A 20,370-nucleotide genomic window follows, 5' to 3' on the forward strand; every position below is an offset into this window, starting at 1 on the left:
CTGACTTATACGGCCGCGGCGACTTTGACGGTATCGACAAGTTGGAACAAGAATTATTACAACAAAACGCACAACATAAAGACTGGGCTTGTACAGAAGACATGATGAAGTTGACCAAGGGTGGCAAAGCCTTGTACATGCATCCACTTCCAGCCGACATCACTGGCGTTTCAGCTGAAGAAGGCGAAGTTGACGGTTCTGTCTTTGATCGTTACCGCAACCAATTGTACAAACAAGCGAGCTTCAAGCCTTACGTCATTGCAGCCATGATCTTCTTGAGCAAATTCAAGAACCCAGCTGAAATCTTAACCAACTTAGAAGCACGTGGTAAAGCACGTCAAGATTATAAATAAGTTTCTTATCAAGCACAGGAACTGAACGTCAGGGGTGTTGACGTTGGGTTCGTGTCCATTAAGACCACTCGATTAGCCGTTGACTAATGGGGTGGTTTTTTGGTATCTCTTAAAAAATCTGTGCAACATCTCACAATCATGGTATGCTTCAATCACACGATTATCAGAAAGCGGTGTTTCCATGTCCCCTGCTCAAACCACCGCTGCCAAAATTCACGGCATGGCCTTAGCCATTGCTGGCCCACTGTTATGGGGCTTTTCTGGCATTGCGGCTCAATTTCTATTTACCACTTATCAACTTTCCTCGCAATGGCTGGTGTGCCTGCGCATGTTTGGCGCCGGGCTGTTGCTACTGCTGTTTGGCGGCGTCACCTTAGGCCGCCAGTTGTTGGCGCCTTGGCGACATTGGCGCAGCGTACTGGCTTTATTGGCCTTTAGCTTGCTGTGTATGATGCCCGCACAACTGGCTTACTTTATGGCCATTCGCGCCAGTAATGCGGCCACCACCACCGTGTTGCAATTTGTGGCCCCGGCATTGGTAATGATCTACATGGCGCTACGGCTCCGCCAATGGCCCCGGGCGTTAGACCTGGTGGCCATCGGTTTGGCCTTGTTAGGCACATTGTTGTTGGCCACCGGCGGCCATTTAAACCAGTTGGCCATTGCGCCTTTAGGCCTATTTTGGGGCTTAATGAACGCCGTGCTCAACGCTGCCTACACCATTGCCCCACGGTCGCTACTGAAACAATTTGGCGCCGTCACCGTGGTCGGCTGGGCCATGTTGCTCGGCAGTTTTGGCATGTTGCCCTTTGTGGTGAACCTGCCCTTCACCGGTCACGCCTTAGACCTTAGCGGCTGGCTCGCGGTGGGCTTCGTGATCATTTTTGGCACACTATTTGCCTATTTATTCGTTTTACAAAGCCTGCTGTACATCAAGCCCACCCTAACCAGCCTGCTAAGTGCGTTTGAGCCGCTAACCTCTACGATCTTAACCGTTTTGATTTTCCACGCTGCGTTTGGCGTGCCTGCTTGGATCGGCATGGTTTGCATTTTAGCCACCACCTTCCTGCAAGTCCTAGGCACCCCAAAAACCTTTCATCACGCCCGTTAAATGCGGTATACTAAATATTAATTTGAAAGGGGTTCTCCATATGGCAACCAAACAAGAAGTTTTTCAGTACATCCGCGATCAAGCCACCGATGCCGATCTCAAAAAAGTCAAACAGCTTTGGAAACTGCGCAAACGTGCCTTGGTCAGCCAAAGCAAACTGGGCCAGTTACAAAAACTCCTGAAACGCCCTGACTTTGAAACCAAAACTGGCGTAACCGCCACCGTTTGGGACGACCCGCTGGCCTTACAACGCAATCTCCACGCCACCCAGCCAGACCTCAAGTGGGAACCCACCTTTAAAAAATTAGTCTTAAACAAATTCAGCCGCGACGAACCCGTGGTCGAACTCACCAAAGACGACAAAACCAGCTTCTACTCCGTTCGCGACGCGCTGGACGTGCTGGACTGGTTGTATTAAGCCGTTCTGCTAGCAAAATAGACATTAGAGATTTTAGGAGGACCATGCAATGGAAATTATCGTAAGCGCCAAACCTTGGCAGCGCGCCGCGGCGTTAAGCGTGCGCATGCAAGTGTTTGTGCAAGAACGCCACATTGCTCTAAAAGACGAATTTGATGATAAGGACCTGCCAACCACCTTGTATGCCGTGGCTTACGCGGCGCCGGACAAGCCAGTGGCCACCGGCCGTTTTCAAGCCTATGACAATGTGACCATGCAGCCAGAGCGCATTGCCACATTGGCCGACTACCGCGGTCAACACTTAGGCGCACAAATCATCAACGCTTTGGAAAACGTTGGCCGCCAACACGGCTACCAAAAAGCCTTGATCCACAGCGAACTTACAGCGCAAGGCTTTTACGAAAGCTTAGGCTACCACGTCGCTTCCGACACATTTATGGAAGACGGCGTGCCTTGTGTGCTAGTGCGGAAAGAGCAGTTGTAACTGAAAAGAGCGGTGCAATCGTGATGGATTGCACCGCTCTTTTTTGCATTATTTCAGCCCCAGTTGTTGAAAGAAATCAGCCGTATTTTCAATCGTCACCAAGTCCGTTGCAGCACCGGCAACAACCCGATCAATTTCCTTTTGAATGTCGTCACTTACGACTTCCGTTTCCAGATATTTTTTTGAAAACTGTTTAACCATCCTGGCAATGTACTGATTTAAGGTCAGCCCAAATTCTGCTTTGGTGTAATTGTCAGCGTTTTGTTGCTCATTTTTAGCTAAGGTAAGCTGCATGCGAACTGTTTGTGTCATTATGATGCCTCCATTACGTTAACGGCCTAGTATTTGTCATCAGGCGCCAGTTTTGTACTTTCATTTATTGCTCACAGCTTACCATGTAAAATGATTTTTTCAAACTGTCATATTTGTTTATTAGTATTTTATGAATTTCATTAGCTGCTAGCACACGTTATTTTGGGTTAAACCACGATCAACCCAAAATGCTGGGTTAAACCTTTTTTAACCCAAACACCACCGCTTTTGCCAGCACATGATGCCAGCGTAAACCAAGCCCCCGACGCCAAAACCTACCAGCCAAGACAGATCCACAAACCGCCAGGCCACCACAGCGCCGCTGCACAAGGCAACCAGGGCGGGCCAGCGCCATGCAGGTTGGGTGGTAGCGTCGTACAGGGGCGCCACCTGAACCTGACCACCGCGCACCCCGTAAAATTCAAGCAGCATAATGGCCGTCATGGGGCCTAAGAAAATCGCATAGCTTTTGATAAACAGCGCCAGCCCAGTGGCCGCCGTATTTTGCACCAACAACCACGGACAGGTAAACGTAGCCAACACGCCCACACCAGCAACCGCCACCCGCTGGGGTAAATTAAACAGCGCCGTTAACACATAGGCAGGCGGCATAATATTGGCCACGGTGTTGGTGGTGATCACGCCCAGCACAATAAACACCGCCACAAAGGTGGTTAGCACTGGCTGGTGAAATAGTTGCGCCAAAGCCGGCACTGGGCTGGACAGGCCGGTGGTCACGGCTAATAAAGCGCCGGTGACCAAGGTGGTGCCGTAAGCCAGCGTCAACGGCACGGCGTACAGGCCAAACCGCTGGCGCGTGCTAAATCCGGGCCGCAGCTCCCGGGCGTAGTCGGCAGCCGATTCAAAAATCGCGGTGTAATTGCCTAAAAACGCCACCACCAAGCTCCAAAATGGCAGCCCCCACGACCCTTGAATGTGCACAAAGCGCGTGGCCAGCACCGGCCCATGTTGGGTCAAGATCAGGACTAGCGCGACACACAAAGCCACCAGCACCACCATTGAAACGGCGGCGGTGACCACTTTGATCGTGCGAAAGCCGTTTAACGCCAGCACCACTTGTACCAATTGCAAGGCCACAAAGCAGGCCACCACTTGGTGTACTGGCCGCTGAACGATGAACCCTACAATCTGATTCAGCGCCAACGCCCCGGTCCAACTTTGAAAACCAAACCACACGATCGCCGGTACCGCCCGCAACAAACTGGCCCATTTCGCCCCGGTGACGCCAAAGGAAAGCCGCAATTGGATCACATAAGGCGCGCCGGTGCGATAGCCAAATTGGTCATTGCAACAAAAAATCAACGCGATCAACAAAATGGCCAGTCCGGCGGCCACCAACGTTTGCACCAAATTCAGCGTGGCGGTGCCGGCCACCACCAGCGACGCCCCTAAGGTCACGTTGCCAATGTTAAAGCCATCCCCCAGCCACATACTGGCATACGCCCAGCCACTCAGCTGGCGCGTAGCCGCCGGAATCGGCGCTAACGCTTTAGCCAGCATGATAACCAGCACCTGGTAAAAATTGCCCTTGTGGCGCCGCTTGAAAACCCTGAGCCAAGTCGAAAACCGTTTGCCCGCGCAACAGGGTGCGCGTAACCCGGGCGTGGATCCGCCGGCCAACATAAGCCGACATTTTATTTTTATAATACAGGTCGGCCTTGGTCAGCGTGTACTGTTGCGTGGGGTCTAAAAACACCAGATCCGCATCTTTGCCCACGGTTAAACTGCCTTTTTGGGTCAGGCCAAACAGTTGCGCCGGCCCGGCCGCAATCAATTGCACAAACTGAAACAGCGACAACCGCTGCTGGCCTACGGCAATGTCATAAAACAGATCCACATTATTTTGCGCCCCGCTAATGCCGCCCCACACCTCAAAGATATTGTGGTGGGGATCGGCTTTCATGGCCAACAACGCTGGCGAATGATCCGACGTTACCGCCGTCACCGCGCCTTGTTGGACCTGTTGCCACAAACTGGCCTGAACCGCCGGGCTGCGTAGGGCCGGCGCACATTTTGCCGGCGGGCCAATGGCTTTAAATTGCGTGGCATCCAAGGCCAAATAGTGGACGCAAGTCTCACACGTCACGTCTTGGCCCGCCGCTTGGGCCTGAGCCACTTGCGCCACGGCTGCACCAGTTGACAAATGAACAAAGTGCAATTTACAGCCGGTGACTTGGCCAAAATACAACGCCCGCCGCACCGCCTCCACTTCCACCAAGGGCGGCCGGGAATCTAAATACGCCTGAATATCTGTTTGGTGCTGGGCGATTTTTTCGGCCGCCAACCGATCCGTCAACACCGCATTTTCAGCGTGAATAGCCAAGCGCAGCCCCGTGGCCGCAATGGCCTGCATCCCCCGGTACAACTCGTAATCGTCAACGTTTTGAAAGTCCCCAGGCAAGTCACTGCCCGTGGTGGCCATAAACGCTTTAAACCCCACCGCTCCAGCCTGGGCCATGGCCGCAATCTCCCCCCGATTGTTGGGCACCAAGCCCCCATACAAGCCAAAGTCAATGTAAGACTGCCCGGTGGCAATTTGCCGGTGCCGGGTAAATTCCGCCGCTGTGGTGCGGGCCGGCAAGGCATTTAACGGCATCACCAACATGCTGGTGGTGCCCCCAGCTGCCAACGCTTGGGACCCGGTGTGGTAGTCTTCCCAGTCCCCGCGCCCCGGTTCACTAATGTGCACGTGGGCATCCACCATCCCTGGCAACACCAATTGCCCCTGGGCGTCTAAAACCGTGGCAGCTTGTTGCGCCAAACCTTGGCCGATCGCCGCAATTTTGCCGTTGGCAATGGCCAGCTCGCCTTTGACCAATTTGCGTGGGGTGACAAATTTACCGTTGGTGATCACACAATCGTATTTCATAAAAAACCGCTCCTTTTTAAAATGACAGCGGTCCCGGGGTAGAAAAAAACAGCCCACTTCGCAAAAAGTGGACTGTTTCTGACTTTGGTGAAGTCATGCTTCATCAATCAGGTCTCCCTACGGCAGTGTTAACTGCATCAGGTTCGTTGGGTATTTCTCAGCTAAATCGCACCCCAGACCACAGCTTCAATTATCTACCTCAAATAGTAGCCCTTTGTACCGGAAAGTCAACTGCTTTTTGCAAGCGCTATCCTTGCCGTAACTCTTGCAATAAAGCTGCCGCTGTGGCCAGGTCCATGCGCGGTGCCTGTTGCAGCTGGGCCGCCACCAGCGGCACCTCCTCAGGGGTAGCACCAGCAGTGGCCGCTAAACTTTTCGCTTGTAGTGCCATGTGGCCTTTTTGAATGCCACTGGTCACCAACGCGTGCAACGCCGCCAAATTTTGCCCGAGACCTACGGCTGCGATCACGCTGGCCAAGGCTTTGGCACTGTGAACGCCCATTAAGGCCAAATTCGGTTGCGCCGCTGGCAACACGCGAATGGCGCCGCCCACATAGCCCACCGGTAGCGGCAAGGTCAAGCTGCCTACCAACTGCTCACCGCGTATGTGCCAAGTGCTTAAGCCGCGATACTGCCCGTCCCGGGCGGCATAGGCTTGGGCGCCGCTTTCAATGGCGCGCCAGTCATTGCCGCTAGCCATGACCACGGCGTCAATGCCGTTCATTAAGCCTTTGTTGTGGGTGGCCGCCCGGTAAGGATCGATTTGGGCAATGTGGCTGGCGTTGACGATCCCCGCCGCCACTTGCGCCCCAGTTTGCCCGGTACGGGCCAAGCTTGCCACCGGTACTTGGCCCGTGGCCGTCACCAAACTGGTGGTGGCGTAATTGGATAAAATGCTCATCAACACCGTGACGTCAAACTGCTGCCGTAACACCGCCGCCACGGCTTCCAACATACTGTTCAACATATTGGCCCCCATGGCTTCCTGCACGTCTACGATCAGGTCTAAGGACACCGTTTGCACGTCTAATTGCCGGTAGCGAATGCGGTCCACCCCACCGCCACGGGCCACGATCGATGGATGGGCCGCATTGGCCACTTGCGCCAACTGAGCGGTGGCCGCCTGAACTTGCGCCAATTGCGCCGGCGTGATCGGCTGTAAAATCACCTGGCCCACCATGGCCCGCTGTTGAATCGTGGTTTGCACCCCACCGGCCAGCGCCAACAACTTGGCCCCGTGGCTGGCCGCGGCGATCACAGAAGGTTCCTCTGTCACCATAGGTACCGTATGCACGTGACCATCCACCTGCACCCCACGGGCCACCCCTTCCGGCAACGCAAACGTGGTCAACTGATTTTCAATTAACTGATCGGCCGCCTCTTGGGTCAAGCCCGTGTTGGTTTTAAAAAAAGCTGCCTCCTGGGCTGTTAATTGCCCTTCTGCCACTAAGGTTGCAATGCGTTGTAACCGGGTTTGTTGATAAAATTTCATCTTAACACCTCATTGCTGCGCTTGTAACTGCGTCAGCACCTGCTGGTAAACCGCTTGACACCGTACAACGGCTGGCGCCACCAAGGCTTCCGCCTGCTGGTTTAAGGCCGCAGCTTGGTCCTGATCCGTTAACAATTGCGTGTTCACATAAATATTTAACACCGCTGCTTCCAACGTGCTGCGCAACGTGGTGGCCGCCACACCCACGTCGCTTTGCAACAACCGACTGCCTTGGACTAATAACTGTTCCAACACCGGCAATAAATCATTGGCCAGTTTTAAAATTTCAAATGGCACTTCAGTGGCCTTCAGCAGCGCTGCGTTTAAAATCGCCTCACGGTTAGGGTCCGTTTTCGGAATGCTATACGCCTTGGCCAAAGGCGCAAACCCTTTGGCATCTGCGTTGATCTGGGTTAAAAAAGCCCGGTTCAGCCGCGCCATTTCGTGAATGATCGCCTTTAAATTGGCCTCATAAGCGGCATATTTCTGCTTACCCACCGTTAATTGCGCCACCATACTGGCCATTGCCGTAGCCGTGGCACCGTTTAGCGCCGCCGCCCCGCCACCGCTAGGCGTAGCCGCCGCCGAGCCAAGTTTCGTCATAAAATCTTTCATTTCCATAAAAAATGAAGCCCCCTTACCTTTTCATCGTGGTGAAACACCAGCTCACCCGCTGTGCTAATTTTTTTATTATAGCAAAAAAAGGGCAAGGCACCCTAGCACCTTGTCCTCCTTTTCACTTAACCGAAATAGTTAATGCCAATGGCCGCCCGCACCTCGGTTAACGTTTGGTTCGCCACCACGTTGGCCTTTGCGCTCCCTTGCCGTAAGATCTCGTAAACGGCAGCTGGGTCCTGGGCGTACTGTTCCCGGCGTTCCCGAATCGGTTTCAAAGCCGCTTGCAACACGTCATTTAAGTAACGCTTGATCTTCACGTCGCCTAAACCGCCGGCCTGATACTGCGCCTTTAATTCAGCGACTTTCGCCTTATCTTCTGCGAAAACATCCAAATAAGTGAACACCACATTGCCTTCAATGTGCCCAGGATCAGACACGTGAATATGGGTGGGATCCGTGTACATCGACATGACCTTTTTGGTGATCTCATCCTCAGAATCCGCCAAATAAATCGCATTGCCTAAGGACTTGCTCATTTTGGCGTTGCCATCCATACCCGGTAACCGCCCTTGCCCCTTCGGTGGGAACACGCCTTCCGGTTCAACTAACACATCTTGACCGTACACATTATTAAACGTCCGCACCACTTCGCGGGTTTGTTCCAACATCGGCTCCTGATCGTCCCCAACAGGCACCACGCTAGCCTTAAACGCCGTAATATCAGCGGCCTGGCTCACCGGGTAAATCAAGAAACCAGCCGGAATACTTTGACCAAAGCCCTTTTGTTGGATCTCATTTTTCACCGTTGGATTGCGGTTTAACCGGGAAACAGACACTAAATTCAAGTAATGCATGGTCAGTTCATTTAACGCTGGAATTTGCGATTGCACCAAGATCGTTGATTTTTCAGGATCAATGCCCACCGCCAAATAATCCAACGCCACTTGTAACAGACTGTTGCGGATCTTTTCAGGATCCCGCGCATTGTCCGTTAACGCCTGCATGTCCGCGATCATAATGTACGGATCGTATTCACCAGAATTTTGCATCGCCACCCGCGTTTTCAACGACCCAATATAGTGCCCAATATGCAACTTACCGGTTGGCCGATCCCCTGTTAAAATAATTTTCTTTGTCATCATAACGACCTCTTCCTCAATATAATAAACGCTGTTTGAGACCTAGCAATTTAACGCATTCAATAAAAAAAGCCGACTGACAAAAAGTCAATCGGACGCCTTCACGTGGTACCACCAATTTTGTGAGCGACTTGCTCACCACTACTTGCTTAAGGCGCAACCACCTGCGACCTACTCACTTCAGTCTGCCACTCAAAGGCCCACTCGCCGGCATTGCCATCACTTTCCACCACCCAGTGACTCGCTGCACACAATTAACCGACTACTTTCCTTCTCAAAGTGCTACATTTATGATAGCGATTTAGCCCACGAATGTCAAAGCAAACTCAAGTCACGCGCCAGTCAAAAAACCAATCAGCCGCGAAGGCTCAAAAACTAGACGCGGCCTGAAAAAAGGACTAAACTAGTTATTCTGATAAATCCAATTGAACCATTATTTACCGTCATCGTCATTAGAAAATTTAGGAGGGCCATGTGTCTTGCGGTGCGAACTGACGCCACAAGACTGGACAGCCAGCGAAAACAAGACCTTTGCGATAGCAAAGATACACAAGAGCCTTTAGCTGGCGCCATGTTTCCTACGAGGGTGGTTGCGCCCGTAGGAATGGACATCCTCCGTAATAAGATTTTGCGATAGCAAAATAGTCATTAAAGCTTTTAGGAGGGCCATATTTCCTACGAAGGTGGTTGCGCCCGTAGGAATGGACATCCTCCGAAATAGGATTTTGCGAAGCAAAATAGTCATTAGAGCATTTAGGAGGCCCATATGGACGAACACATTAAAGCACAAGAACAGCAGCGGGTCACCCAAGTGGTGGGCCAGATTGAGCAGCGCCTAGTGGACCAACAAGCACAATTGGACAAGGCCCATTTGGAAACCAAACTGGTTGAGCGCAATTATGGCGACAACACGCGGGTCAACATTACCGAAGCCGATGACCGCATTGAAACCAACGCCGCTGTGCAGCAGCAGAAGCAATTGGTTGCGCGGGCCGTTGAAAATGAAAGTATCCTGAAACAGCAAATGGGGCAGCTGAAAGATTTGGCCCAATCCCCTTATTTTGGCCGCATCGACATTGATGAAGACGGCGACCAAGACACGCTGTACATTGGCACGGCCTCCTTTATTGACGACCAGCAAAACTTTCTGGTTTACGACTGGCGCGCGCCGATTTCGGGGATCTATTACAATGGTACGCTGGGCACCGTCCACTACAACACGCCAACTGGTCAGGCCACAGCCGAATTGCTGAAAAAGCGCCAGTTTCAAATTCAGCACGGTGACATTATCAATGTCTTTGACACCAACGAAACCGTTGGCGACCAACTGTTGCAGGCCGTCCTAGGTAGCAACAATGCCGAATACATGCAAAACATTGTGGCTACCATTCAACAGGAACAAAACGACATTATCCGCGACACCCGCCATGATGTGCTGGTGGTCCAGGGGGTGGCCGGCTCTGGCAAAACTTCCGCGATTTTACAACGGATCGCCTTTTTACTGTATCACAGCCGTGAATCCTTAAATTCAGAACAAATGTTGCTGTTCTCCCCTAACAAACTATTTAGCCATTATATTTCCGAAGTCCTACCTAGCCTTGGCGAGAAAAACATGCGCCAAGTCACCTTAGCAGAGTTTCTCGACGCCCGGTTTAGCGGCTTGCAAGTGGAAAGCCTGTTTCAGCGCTTTGAACAAGACCAACACAGCTTGCCTGAAACCGCCCAGCAACTGCGCCAATACAAGGAAAGTGCCGCCTATTTAGCCGCCATTGACCGCTATTTAAAACAGGCCCAGCCCACCGAATTGTGCTGGAACCCAATTTATTTTGAAGGCAAGGTCTTTTTCTCAGCTGATGAAATCCAACAGATCTACACCAGCTTACCGCACAATTTGTTAGCGGCGGATAAATTTTTAACCACTAAAAACACCTTGATCAAGCGTCTGAAACGCCGGATCCGTGAACTGGCCAAGGCCGACTGGGTGTTAGAAGAAGTGGACGTGTTGTCTGAAAACGACTACCAAACCTTGGTGGGCACCCAGCGCTTCCAATCCGCTGATGACGAAGTCCAATACGTAGCCCGCGCCCTCATGCGCAAGCGCTTGGAAATCGTCTACAACGCCATTTACAACGATTATTTCATTGACACCTACGCCCAATACGCTGCCTTTATGCGCGCTAATCCGGCGTCCAATGTGGCCGCAACCACCTGGGCCACCATGGTCACCACTTATGAACAACAGTTGGAACGCCACCAAGTTCGCCTGGCCGACGCTGCCCCACTGCTGTATTTACGGGACCAACTGACCGGTAGTGGCCAAAATCATGCCATGCAGTATTTATTTATTGATGAAATGCAAGACTACAGCGCCGCCCAATTATTGTACATTAAGCACGCCTTTCCCAATTGCAAAATTACTTTGCTTGGTGACCGCGATCAGGACTTATTCCAGCGTCAACAAGTCCAATGGCCCACTTTGTTTACCGGCCAGCGCTTAAAACAGATCACGTTAAACAAAAGCTACCGCTCCACCAAACAGATCACCGAATTTGCGGCAGGCCTGTTACCAGCTGGCGCGGACATTCAAGCCTTTACCCGAGAGGGCCCGCAACCACAAGTGCACCAAGGCCAAACTTTGGCAGATTGTTTGCTCGTGATCACCCAACAAATTCAGCGCCTGCTGGATCAGCATGACACGATTGCCATTCTCACCAAGGATCAAGTCACCAGCGACCAACTTTACGCCCACTTGCAATTAAATGTCGAAACCACCTTAATGACTGACAGTGACCGGGCCTTGCCCAAAGGCGTGCTGATCTTGCCAATTTATTTAGCCAAAGGACTGGAATTTGACGCCGTGATTGCCTACAACGTCAGCGCCACCCAATTTCCAATGGCCGACTACGGCTTACTTTACACCATTGCCACCCGCGCCATGCACGAGCTGATCCTGATCAGCCAAGGCCCCGTCAGTCCCTTGTTGCAACAGGCTGCACCGGAAACGTTTGAGTTACATGCGTAAAATCAAAAACGGCACCTTAAACCAAAAACTGGTTTAAAGGTGCCGTTTTTATATTACAGCTGTTTCGCTTGTGCCTTGTCATAAATCACCACAGGGGTGCCGACTTTTAACTTGGGATAAAGTTTGGCAATAAAGCTTGGCGGGTTGTTAATGCACCCGTGGCTGCCGTGGCCAATGTACCAAGTGCCACCATAAGTCGGCTGCCAGGATGAATCATGCAAGCCCACGCCGGTGTCATCAATAGGCATCCAGTAATTAACTGGTGAGGCGTAGGCGGACCCATCATTATTCTGCCCACGCAACACGGCGCCTTGCTGCTTACTGCGAATGTAGTAGACCCCCGCCGGTGTGGTGCCACCGGTGGTAGGGTCGCCGCTAACAATATCAGAATGCAGCACTAATTTGCCGTTACGATAGTAATATTCTTTTTGCTGTTTCAGATCGACTTCCACATAAGTGTTGCCAATGCTATGCACACCGGTCACATGAGTGCCTGAACTGGTCATGGCAGCTTTTTGTGTAAATCCTTTCCCGTTGGCGATTGCCGTTTGCAACTGCTTCACGGTTTTGGTTTGATCAACATGTTCGCCGTAAAGGCCGCCGTACACCTTAACCTCGCCATCATGGGTGGAATGGAACTTGTGCCAAGTGCCGCTTTGGTTATAATTCGCGCTTAACGTTTGGACCAAGGTGGCCACACCGTAGTGCGTCGCCACCATATCATGATCGGTGAGTTGCACGGTTTGCAGCAACTGATCAGCGGTTAATTTAACTTTTTTCGTGCCAATTTGCACCACATGCTGGTCGTTGACCAAGGCTTCCATCCGGTTTTTCAACGCGTCAAACTTCGGCGTGCCCACCCCAAAATCAGGCTTTTCATAACTATCGGCTAACGCCACTTGTTGGCCACCGTCTAACAACTGCTGGCGCAAGTTTTTGGCCAACGCCGTTGCAGAGATCTGATTGCCTTGATTGTTGTGGGTCACCACAACCTTGCCTGTTTGATCAAAGGTCACCGCATCATCCGTGGCGACAGTGCGGTTGGGATTTTCCTTGGCTGCTAACTGCTGACAGTAGGCCTGCAACTGCTGGTCGTTGATCACATTGGCTACTTTGGCAGTGGCCGCCGACGCAGTGCTTAATTTAAACGGCCACGCCCAGCTGTTTTGCTTGTGCTTCAGCTGTTGCAACGCCGGCTTAAAATTCGTGGTCAACCCTAATTGGGCCGCTGTCGCCTTGGCCACCGTTTGCTTTTGATCTGTTAGCGTCAATTGGCGCTGATCTTGCCCTTGCGCTAACAACTTTGCCGCCTGCGCAATTGACTTTTGACCGATATTCGTTTTTAAAACCACCGTTTGTGGCAAAAAATGTGTTTGATAATGATACACGCCCACTAAATAACCGCCGATCAGCAAGCCGCAACCCACTGCCAAGCCGCCCCAAATCTTTTTATAATGCATATCCCCGTCGCCTTTTCAACACTACCGCTGCAGCAGTGCCTTTCTTAATTAAATGATTAACCCATTATAACAAATTCTATTCTAAAAAATAACGCTTTAAAACGCATTTTTCCACACAATTCCCGTTAATACGTAAGCTAGCGGGACTTTGTTGTGCAAAATTTTATTTACAACAAGTTTTAACGACACCCTGCAAGGCAGACTGCACATCCCAGCGCTGCGCAAAAAAAAGAGCCACCTCCGAAGAGATGACTAGCAGAAAGCCGCTTATCAGATTTGAACTGACGACCTCATCCTTACCATGGATGCGCTCTACCTGCTGAGCTAAAGCGGCATAATGAATAGCACTCAAATAGTATAGCGTAGCCAGCAATTTTGGTCAAGCGCCGATTTCAAAAAATGTCCGGCGCAGAAAACCCATTTCCCCCTAGATAGCGGTTTCTTTCTATGGCATAATGAGCATAAGCTGAACTGTCGATCAATCAAACAAATCTACTGCTTGAAATGGCACCCCATTCGTCGGCACACAAAGGATCCTGCCCATGAAACCACCGCGCCGCAGACTGAAAAAAAGTGTCAAACGCACCCTTTGGGGCATTTTGTGCGTGATCATTGTGATCATGTTCGTCCACCATCACAACGCGCAAAAAACCACCACTACCCGAAGCACCGCTGCTCAAGCATCTCAAACCACTCCCAAAAAAGCCCCGTCGGCGCAAAAAACCACGCCGACAGTGAAAACCACCGCCACGCCAACGGCGGCGGAAAAGGCAGCGGTGCGGCAGCAACTTACCAAAAAATGGCAAGCCATTCTCGACCAACAAACCACCAAACGGCCAGTGTCCATCGCCGTTTATTCCAAAAAATACAATGAAACGATCACCTTAAATAGCAGCAAAAGCAGCCCGCACATTACCGCCAGCATCATTAAAGTCGCCATGATCACTCAGCTGCTACACCAGCACAAGGCCAATCACGCCAAGCTGAGCACAGCTGAGATCAGTTACGCAGAAGGCGCCATTGAAAACAGCAATAACACTGACGCCACGGCTTTGTATCACGCTATTGGCCGCTACGGCGGTTTAAATTCACTGTTCACCAGCCTGAACATGACCAGCTCCCAAGCCGGCAGTAGCGGCTGGGCCTCTGCCACCACCACAGCCACGGATCAGGTCAAACTGCTGAATCAAATTTTCTATAACGGCACCTATCTGTCGACTAAATCACAAACTTACGTCCAAGGCTTAATGCGCCACGTGGAAAGTGACCAAAACTGGGGTATCTCCGCTGGCAGCAAAGCTTACCAATTGAAAAACGGCTGGCGCTTAACCGGCAATAACACTTGGGTGGTAAACAGCATTGGCCATTTAGGCAGCGGCACCAATAGCTGTACCATTGCGATTTTAACCAACAATAATACCACTTTGAAACGCGGTATCAGCTACGTGGAACAGTTTGCCAAGGCCACTGGCGACACCTTAGACCTTACCGGGACCCACGCCTAGACCAACTGAAGCCTTAAATCTCACAGACCCCCTATCTTGTCCAGGTGGTTCGTGCTAACATAGGCCATGGCTGCTAAAACGCAACCATGGCTTTTTGTGTGGCGCCATTTGCCGCAAACCGCCAAGCACCATGATTTTAGAAGTGAGGTTGGGATAGGATGACAGGAAAACAAAAGGGCTTCTTTTACGCGATTTTAGGCCCCGTTTTATGGGGGATCTCTGGGAGTATCGCGCAGTATTTATTCAGTGCACAACACGTGGACCCGGCATGGCTAGTGGGCATTCGTATGTTGTTCGCCGGTGTCTTGTTGGTGCTGTGGTCAGCGGTGACCCAGCCGCAACGTCTGTGGGAAGTGTGGCACCGTCCAAAATGGATCTTACAAATGTTTCTATTTGGCACTTGCGGCATGTTGCCAGCGCAGTTCACCTATTTTATTGCCATTCGTTACAGCAACGCACCGACAGTAACCGTATTACAGTTCTTAGGCCCGCTGTTTATCATTATTTACTTGGCCTTGCGTTGGTGGCGCTTACCGCGACGGGTGGACTTTCTTTCCATTGTGGTCGCCTTGCTCGGCACCTACCTGCTGGTGACCCAAGGCCATTGGAACAAACTGGCGCTGGCCCCCATCGGTGTTGCCTGGGGCCTCGGTTCCGCCGTGAGCCAAGCCTTGTACACCTTATTGCCGCGGCAATTACTCCGCCAATTTGACGCCCGGGTGGTTACCGGCTGGTCCATGCTGATCGGCGGCATCATGTTCATCCCCGCCGCGCACTTACAAAACGTGCCGCCACTAAACCCCACCACATTGATCTGCATTTTCTTCGTGGTTACCGGTGGCACCATGTTTTCATACTTATTTTACTTACAAAGCTTGCAATACTTAACCGCCACCACCACCGGCATGATGAGCGCCTTCGAACCGTTAACCGCCACCTTCATTGCCATTACCATTTTCCAAACGCATTTTGGCCCCGTTGAAATTTTAGGCGGCGTGTTGATTCTAGCCACCACCTTTTTACAGGCCATGTCGCCGAGCCAATCCTTTGAAACGGTCAACGCCAAAAGCCCCCACATGTTGCGCTTTATCAAGCATCATTTGGTGCACTGAGGAAAAAATCAGTTCAACGCTGAAAGTTACGCATCAAAAAACAGGCGCCGCCCAACTTGGGTAGCGCCTGTTTTGAGTTGATCAGTCCAATGGTCCCTGGTCCAAGAACGCCTTGATCATCCAAATGTCCTTATCAACATCCGTCTTAAACGCGATCAACATATCTTGGGTAGAAAAGTCTTTTTCATCATCCGTGATCTCGATCCCAGTTTGATAAACATCCCGGAGATATTCAAACTGTTTTACCAAGCGGTGCATATAATCTGGCAACGCGTACTGCCCAAAAGTCACCACTTCTTCTGGCAACCCGGTGTGCGCCGTAAATTCAGCCACCGTCGAGTACGGTGAGCCGCCAATGGCAATCAAACGTTCTGCTGTTTGATCCAGTTGATCGTCAAAAGCCGCCATAAATTCGTCCATTTTTGGATGGAGTTTAAAGAATTCAGGGCCGCGCATGTACCAGTGGGTTTGATGCACATTCACCATGATTTGGCTTAAATCTGCGATAATTTGGTTCAAATGGTCTTTCGTTCTCGGAAAATCATAAGTCATCGGCAGCAACCTCCTTCAAGGTTTGGCTTCGTGTTCTCATCCTACACTTACAGTGTAACGGGTGCGCCTACCAAAAAGCAACTAATCACCTTGCTCGGCTTCAATTTGGGCCAACGCGGCTTGCCCTAACAGGTTCAAGTAGTGGAATGGCCGGTCATCATGAGGGGAAAAGAGCATATCCACAAACGCCAGATCCTCAACGGTATTTTCATTTTGAATGCAAACGGACAACGTGTTGGCCGACTGTGAGATATTGTAATGGCTACTTAACTGCCCGCCTAAAATCCGCTGGGTATCCCGATCATAAACCAGGCGCATTTTGATCGGCGTGGTCGACGGCATGAATTCTGGCCGATAATTATCCGTCAAGTCCACTGCCGCTGCATTATAACCGGCCTTTTTCGCATAACGTAAGGTCAGCCCGGTTGATGCCACCGTCCGCCCATACAAATGCAAGGCCGATGTAGCCTGGGTGCCACGGTACTTCAGTCGCTGTCCCACCACATTGCGCCCAACTAAGACGCCTTGCCGAACGGCACAAGTGGCCAGCGGTGTATACGCATCTTCGTGGCTTGGGTTAAAGTGGCTGGCCACCGAATCCCCTGCCGCATAAATATCTGGATCGCTGGTTTGCAGGTAATCGTTCACCTTAAACGCACCGTCTTTGCTTAACGTCACTTGCCCTTGTAACAGGTCCGTTTGCGGCCGGAACCCCACACAAACAATGGCCAGATCTGCTTCATGTTCCATTTTATCGGTTTGAATATAAACATGATCCTGATCGCTGTCAAATTTTTGCGCCTGCTCATTTAAGTACAATTCAACGCCATGCGCCTGCATGTCCTCTGTTACCGCAGCGGCCAACGGCGGATCAATATAATGTTTCAAAATATGCGTACTACTGTTGATCAATAACACTTCATGACCGGTGCTGCTGTAGCTTTCCGCTAATTCCACGCCAATATAGCCGGCGCCGACAATGGCGATGCGTTTGGCGTCTTGCGCAGCAGCTTTCATCATTTTGGCATCATGATAATTTTTGCAGATCTGCACCCGAGGCACACTGACCCCTTGCAACGGTGGCACTACCGCCACAGAACCAGTGGTCATGATCAATTTATCATAATGATCTTGGAATTTCTTGCCTGTTGCCAAATCTTGCACCCACAATGTTTTCGTCTGGGTATCCACCTGAAACACATCATGGTACATATTGACCTGGGCCCCTAACTTGGTCAGGTCATCTGGGCTGGCGTAACACATTTCTTCTAGCGTTGGCACCGTGCCTTGCAAATACAAGGAGATCCCACAGGATAAAAACGCGATCCCTTTGGTACGCTCATAAACGGTCACTTCAGTCTCAGGGGCTCGGGCTAAAATTTGTTGTACAGCCGCGGTGCCAGCGTGGGTACAACCAATAACGACTACTTTCATCTAAGTAGCACTCCTCTTCTATATCAAACATTCTGATTTGATTGCCAAAATAAAAAAGATACCAAGATAATTAAACCTTGCTATCTTCTAATTGTAAAGGATTCTGCAACAATTTGAAGTCCAACTTTCGAATCACATGTTTATGGTTTTTAAAACAACGCTAGTGAATCACCCGCTGACGTGTTTCTGGCCCGAAAATTGCCACCACGATTGCCGCAATCAAACCAATAGCTGAAATACCCCAGAACACCATGGCTGGTTGGGCAAACGTTAAAATCGCCGCCACTGCATAAGGCATGGCCACTGTTAACAACTTCGCCGTGGCGTTGGCAATGCCGGACCCCCGGAACCGGAAAACCGTTGGAAACAGTTCGGCCACATAAACCGCCACAACAGCCGCCATTAACACGTAGAAGCAAGCCGTTAAGAAGAACCCGATCACCATGACCCCCGTCGAGGTGGTTTGGTAGCCATATAAAATCCCAAAAACAGCCACTAAGAAAAAGGTCGGGGCGATCAACTTCTTGCGCCCAATTCGATCCACCAACATCGTCCCAATCAAAGCCCCCACTGGTGCGCCTAACAACATGATCGTTGAAAAGCTCAATGAATGGACCACGTTGATCCCACGTTTTAACAGTAACGTGGGCACCCAAGTGGTAAAGGTGTACTGACAAATAATTGTGGCGGAAACAGCCACGATCGCCACGAACAAACTGCGCCACATTGGCACTTCCAACACGGCTTTTTCAGCCTGCGGTTTGATGTGTGTTTCCGCTGGTGTGTCACGCTCCAACTGCTCAATAATGCCAGCAGCTTCCTCCTTTTTACCATGCGCAATCAACCACCGCGGTGATTCTGGAATGTCCCGCCGCAAGATCCATAAAATAATGGCTAACACCCCGACCCCGATAAACATCGGCCGCCAGCCAAAGTGTGGCAAGATCAACGTGCATAAAAACATGGTGATCGGTGCGCCACAGTTGGCGATCAACGACGCGCTGGCACACCATTTGCCCCGCGATTCAATGGGTGCAAACTCGTTTAACATCGAATAACCCGTGACGATTTCGGAACCTAACCCGGTACTGGCCAATAACCGGCACGCGATCAACGTGGGCATATTCGGCGCAAACGCCCCTAAAAAGGTAAAGCCCCCAAACAAAATCAAGTTCACCTGATACGCCCGCCGCCGACCTTGTAGATCCCCAATAAACCCGGCTAATAAGGACCCCATAAACAACCCTAAGAACCCGACGGACAGGAACACTGTATTTAAAGCCAACGTGGACCAGCCAGTTTTTAACACGTAGCTGGCAACTGCGCTGGCCATATAAACGTCAATGGCGTCGAGGAACATGCCCCCTGAAACTAATGCGAAAATTTTATAAAATAATGGCGTGGTTTGTGTGTGTGCCATTCGTTCAGTTAAATTCATGGTTTGTGCAGCCATAAAATCACGTTCCTTTCTGTCATTTTCTGAAAATAATTCAAATTTTGGGTCTAAAAAATAGCGGTCCCGTGTTCCCGCCATTTTTTGATTTTTGTACCAACCTGTGCCCGCTGAAAGATTGGTATTTGATTGTTGTGTTTTAACTGGATTGCCAAACAACAGCTTGTATTGATTTTGTTGTTTGTCGCCTGTTACTTCGAATCCGGCAATTTGGGGCAGCAATCTCCTTTTAGCTACGCCCAGGGAAAATCCTAAAACCGGGGTAGTGAATCAACCGAACTTGCGCTTGTAATCCGGCAAATTAGAGCAGGGACTTCCGCTTAGCTACGACTAGGGAAAATCCTAAAACCGGGATTTATCCCTAGTCTAGGCTAATGCTCAGTCCCTAACCGCTCTAATTTGCCTTTTGTTTTACGCCGGTGTCTTTGCCCCGAAGGTTTGGCGCTTGGCTTCGAAGGCTTCGATTTCGTCGATGTGGGACATGGTTAAGTCGATGTCGTCAATGCCCTTTAAGAACTTATCCTTCCAAGTTGGGTTAATATCAAATTGGTAAATATGATCTTGGTAGATCACCTTTTGATGGGCCAGGTCGATAGTGATGGTTTCTTCTGGTGTGGCTTGGGCCAACACGTCTCGCGCCGCCTGTGGCAACACGATGGGCAACAAGCCATTTTTGGTGCAGTTCATATAGAAAATATCACTGTACCCACCGGCGATGATCACTTTAAAGCCCCAGTCTTTAATCGCCCACGCCGCGTGTTCCCGTGAGGAGCCGCAACCAAAATTGTTCCCAGTGACTAAAATGGTGGCCCCTTTTGAACTTGGCTTGTTTAAAATAAAATCTGGAATTGGTCGATGATCTTTGTCATAGCGCCAATCGAAAAAGGCGTTGATGCCAAAGCCGGTTTTTAAAATGTTCTTCAAAAACTGCTTGGGAATAATTTGATCTGTATCAATATCGTTGCGCATTAAGGCAACGGCTTTACCTGTGTGTACTGTGATTGCTTCCATCTTA

At 50.7% G+C, this 20,370-nt stretch carries 17 protein-coding genes, 1 tRNA gene, 1 pseudogene, 1 riboswitch and 1 other annotated feature; of the genes and pseudogenes, 7 read left to right on the forward strand and 12 right to left on the reverse strand.

What is annotated here, in order from left to right:
• The 4 genes and pseudogenes from FC07_RS02680 to FC07_RS02695 form a co-directional block, all read left to right on the forward strand.
• A pseudogene (locus tag FC07_RS02680) lies at nt 1–353 on the forward strand (knotted carbamoyltransferase YgeW); the annotation flags it as partial.
• A 181-nt stretch (nt 354–534) separates the two neighbouring features.
• Entirely contained in the window at nt 535–1,464 is a 930-nt protein-coding gene (locus tag FC07_RS02685) for a DMT family transporter (RefSeq protein ID WP_057903584.1), read from the forward strand.
• A gap of 40 nt (nt 1,465–1,504) precedes the next feature.
• Nucleotides 1,505–1,882 carry a hypothetical protein gene (locus FC07_RS02690; protein ID WP_057903585.1) on the forward strand — a complete coding sequence of 126 codons (378 nt, stop codon included), beginning with the start codon at nt 1,505–1,507 and terminating at the stop codon, nt 1,880–1,882.
• A gap of 49 nt (nt 1,883–1,931) precedes the next feature.
• Entirely contained in the window at nt 1,932–2,366 is a 435-nt protein-coding gene (locus FC07_RS02695) for a GNAT family N-acetyltransferase (protein ID WP_057903586.1), read from the forward strand.
• A gap of 48 nt (nt 2,367–2,414) precedes the next feature.
• On the opposite strand, the gene FC07_RS02700 is transcribed toward FC07_RS02695, so the two are convergent.
• From FC07_RS02700 to trpS, 6 genes are all read right to left on the reverse strand, one after another.
• Nucleotides 2,415–2,678, reverse strand: a complete 264-nt coding sequence (locus tag FC07_RS02700; RefSeq protein WP_057903587.1) for a hypothetical protein — start codon at nt 2,676–2,678, stop codon at nt 2,415–2,417.
• Nucleotides 2,679–2,885: 207 nt separating this feature from the next.
• Nucleotides 2,886–4,199, reverse strand: coding sequence for an NCS1 family transporter (locus FC07_RS02705; protein ID WP_083483174.1), 1,314 nt, complete (start codon nt 4,197–4,199; stop codon nt 2,886–2,888).
• Nucleotides 4,189–5,568 (reverse strand): allantoinase AllB, encoded by a 1,380-nt coding sequence (allB, locus tag FC07_RS02710; protein WP_057903588.1) that lies wholly within the window; start codon nt 5,566–5,568, stop codon nt 4,189–4,191. Before allB ends, FC07_RS02705 begins: the two co-directional genes overlap by 11 nt.
• A 97-nt stretch (nt 5,569–5,665) precedes the next feature.
• A riboswitch (TPP riboswitch) is annotated at nt 5,666–5,754 on the reverse strand.
• Between the two features lie 61 nt (nt 5,755–5,815).
• The gene (locus FC07_RS02715; RefSeq protein WP_057903589.1) at nt 5,816–7,060 is read right to left on the reverse strand and encodes a hydroxymethylglutaryl-CoA reductase, degradative; all 1,245 of its coding nucleotides are present in this window, start codon (nt 7,058–7,060) and stop codon (nt 5,816–5,818) included.
• Nucleotides 7,061–7,069: 9 nt separating this feature from the next.
• Nucleotides 7,070–7,681, reverse strand: coding sequence for a cyclodeaminase/cyclohydrolase family protein (locus tag FC07_RS02720; protein ID WP_057903590.1), 612 nt, complete (start codon nt 7,679–7,681; stop codon nt 7,070–7,072).
• 119 nt (nt 7,682–7,800) lie between these two features.
• Nucleotides 7,801–8,817, reverse strand: a complete 1,017-nt coding sequence (gene trpS, locus FC07_RS02725; RefSeq protein WP_057903603.1) for a tryptophan--tRNA ligase — start codon at nt 8,815–8,817, stop codon at nt 7,801–7,803.
• Between the two features lie 88 nt (nt 8,818–8,905).
• Nucleotides 8,906–9,104: a binding site (T-box leader), on the reverse strand.
• Nucleotides 9,105–9,583: 479 nt separating this feature from the next.
• Here trpS and helD point away from each other — a divergent pair.
• Nucleotides 9,584–11,839 carry an RNA polymerase recycling motor HelD gene (gene helD / locus FC07_RS02730; RefSeq protein WP_057903591.1) on the forward strand — a complete coding sequence of 752 codons (2,256 nt, stop codon included), beginning with the start codon at nt 9,584–9,586 and terminating at the stop codon, nt 11,837–11,839.
• A 53-nt stretch (nt 11,840–11,892) separates the two neighbouring features.
• On the opposite strand, the gene FC07_RS02735 is transcribed toward helD, so the two are convergent.
• Entirely contained in the window at nt 11,893–13,299 is a 1,407-nt protein-coding gene (locus FC07_RS02735; RefSeq protein WP_057903592.1) for a L,D-transpeptidase, read from the reverse strand.
• A gap of 261 nt (nt 13,300–13,560) precedes the next feature.
• Nucleotides 13,561–13,633: transfer RNA gene (locus FC07_RS02740), tRNA-Thr, on the reverse strand.
• Between the two features lie 208 nt (nt 13,634–13,841).
• Here FC07_RS02740 and FC07_RS02745 point away from each other — a divergent pair.
• Together FC07_RS02745 and FC07_RS02750 are read left to right on the forward strand one after the other, a co-directional pair.
• Nucleotides 13,842–14,804 (forward strand): serine hydrolase, encoded by a 963-nt coding sequence (locus FC07_RS02745; RefSeq protein ID WP_057903593.1) that lies wholly within the window; start codon nt 13,842–13,844, stop codon nt 14,802–14,804.
• Nucleotides 14,805–14,962: 158 nt separating this feature from the next.
• A complete protein-coding gene (locus tag FC07_RS02750; RefSeq protein WP_057903594.1) occupies nt 14,963–15,916 on the forward strand; it encodes an EamA family transporter in 954 nt (317 codons plus the stop codon).
• Nucleotides 15,917–15,997: 81 nt separating this feature from the next.
• Here the strand turns inward: FC07_RS02750 and FC07_RS02755 are convergent, their stop codons facing one another.
• From FC07_RS02755 to leuD, 4 genes are all read right to left on the reverse strand, one after another.
• Entirely contained in the window at nt 15,998–16,468 is a 471-nt protein-coding gene (locus FC07_RS02755) for a Dps family protein (protein ID WP_057903595.1), read from the reverse strand.
• An 81-nt stretch (nt 16,469–16,549) separates the two neighbouring features.
• Complete coding sequence (locus tag FC07_RS02760) at nt 16,550–17,902, reverse strand: FAD-dependent oxidoreductase (protein WP_057903596.1); 1,353 nt, start codon at nt 17,900–17,902, stop codon at nt 16,550–16,552.
• A gap of 160 nt (nt 17,903–18,062) precedes the next feature.
• Nucleotides 18,063–19,355, reverse strand: coding sequence for an MFS transporter (locus tag FC07_RS02765; protein WP_057903604.1), 1,293 nt, complete (start codon nt 19,353–19,355; stop codon nt 18,063–18,065).
• A 411-nt stretch (nt 19,356–19,766) separates the two neighbouring features.
• Nucleotides 19,767–20,366 (reverse strand): 3-isopropylmalate dehydratase small subunit, encoded by a 600-nt coding sequence (gene leuD, locus FC07_RS02770; protein ID WP_057903597.1) that lies wholly within the window; start codon nt 20,364–20,366, stop codon nt 19,767–19,769.
• Nucleotides 20,367–20,370: the final 4 nt, after the last annotated feature.

It is taken from the genome of Loigolactobacillus bifermentans DSM 20003, assembly GCF_001434575.1.
In the GTDB taxonomy this organism is placed as follows: Bacteria; Bacillota; Bacilli; order Lactobacillales; family Lactobacillaceae; genus Loigolactobacillus; species Loigolactobacillus bifermentans.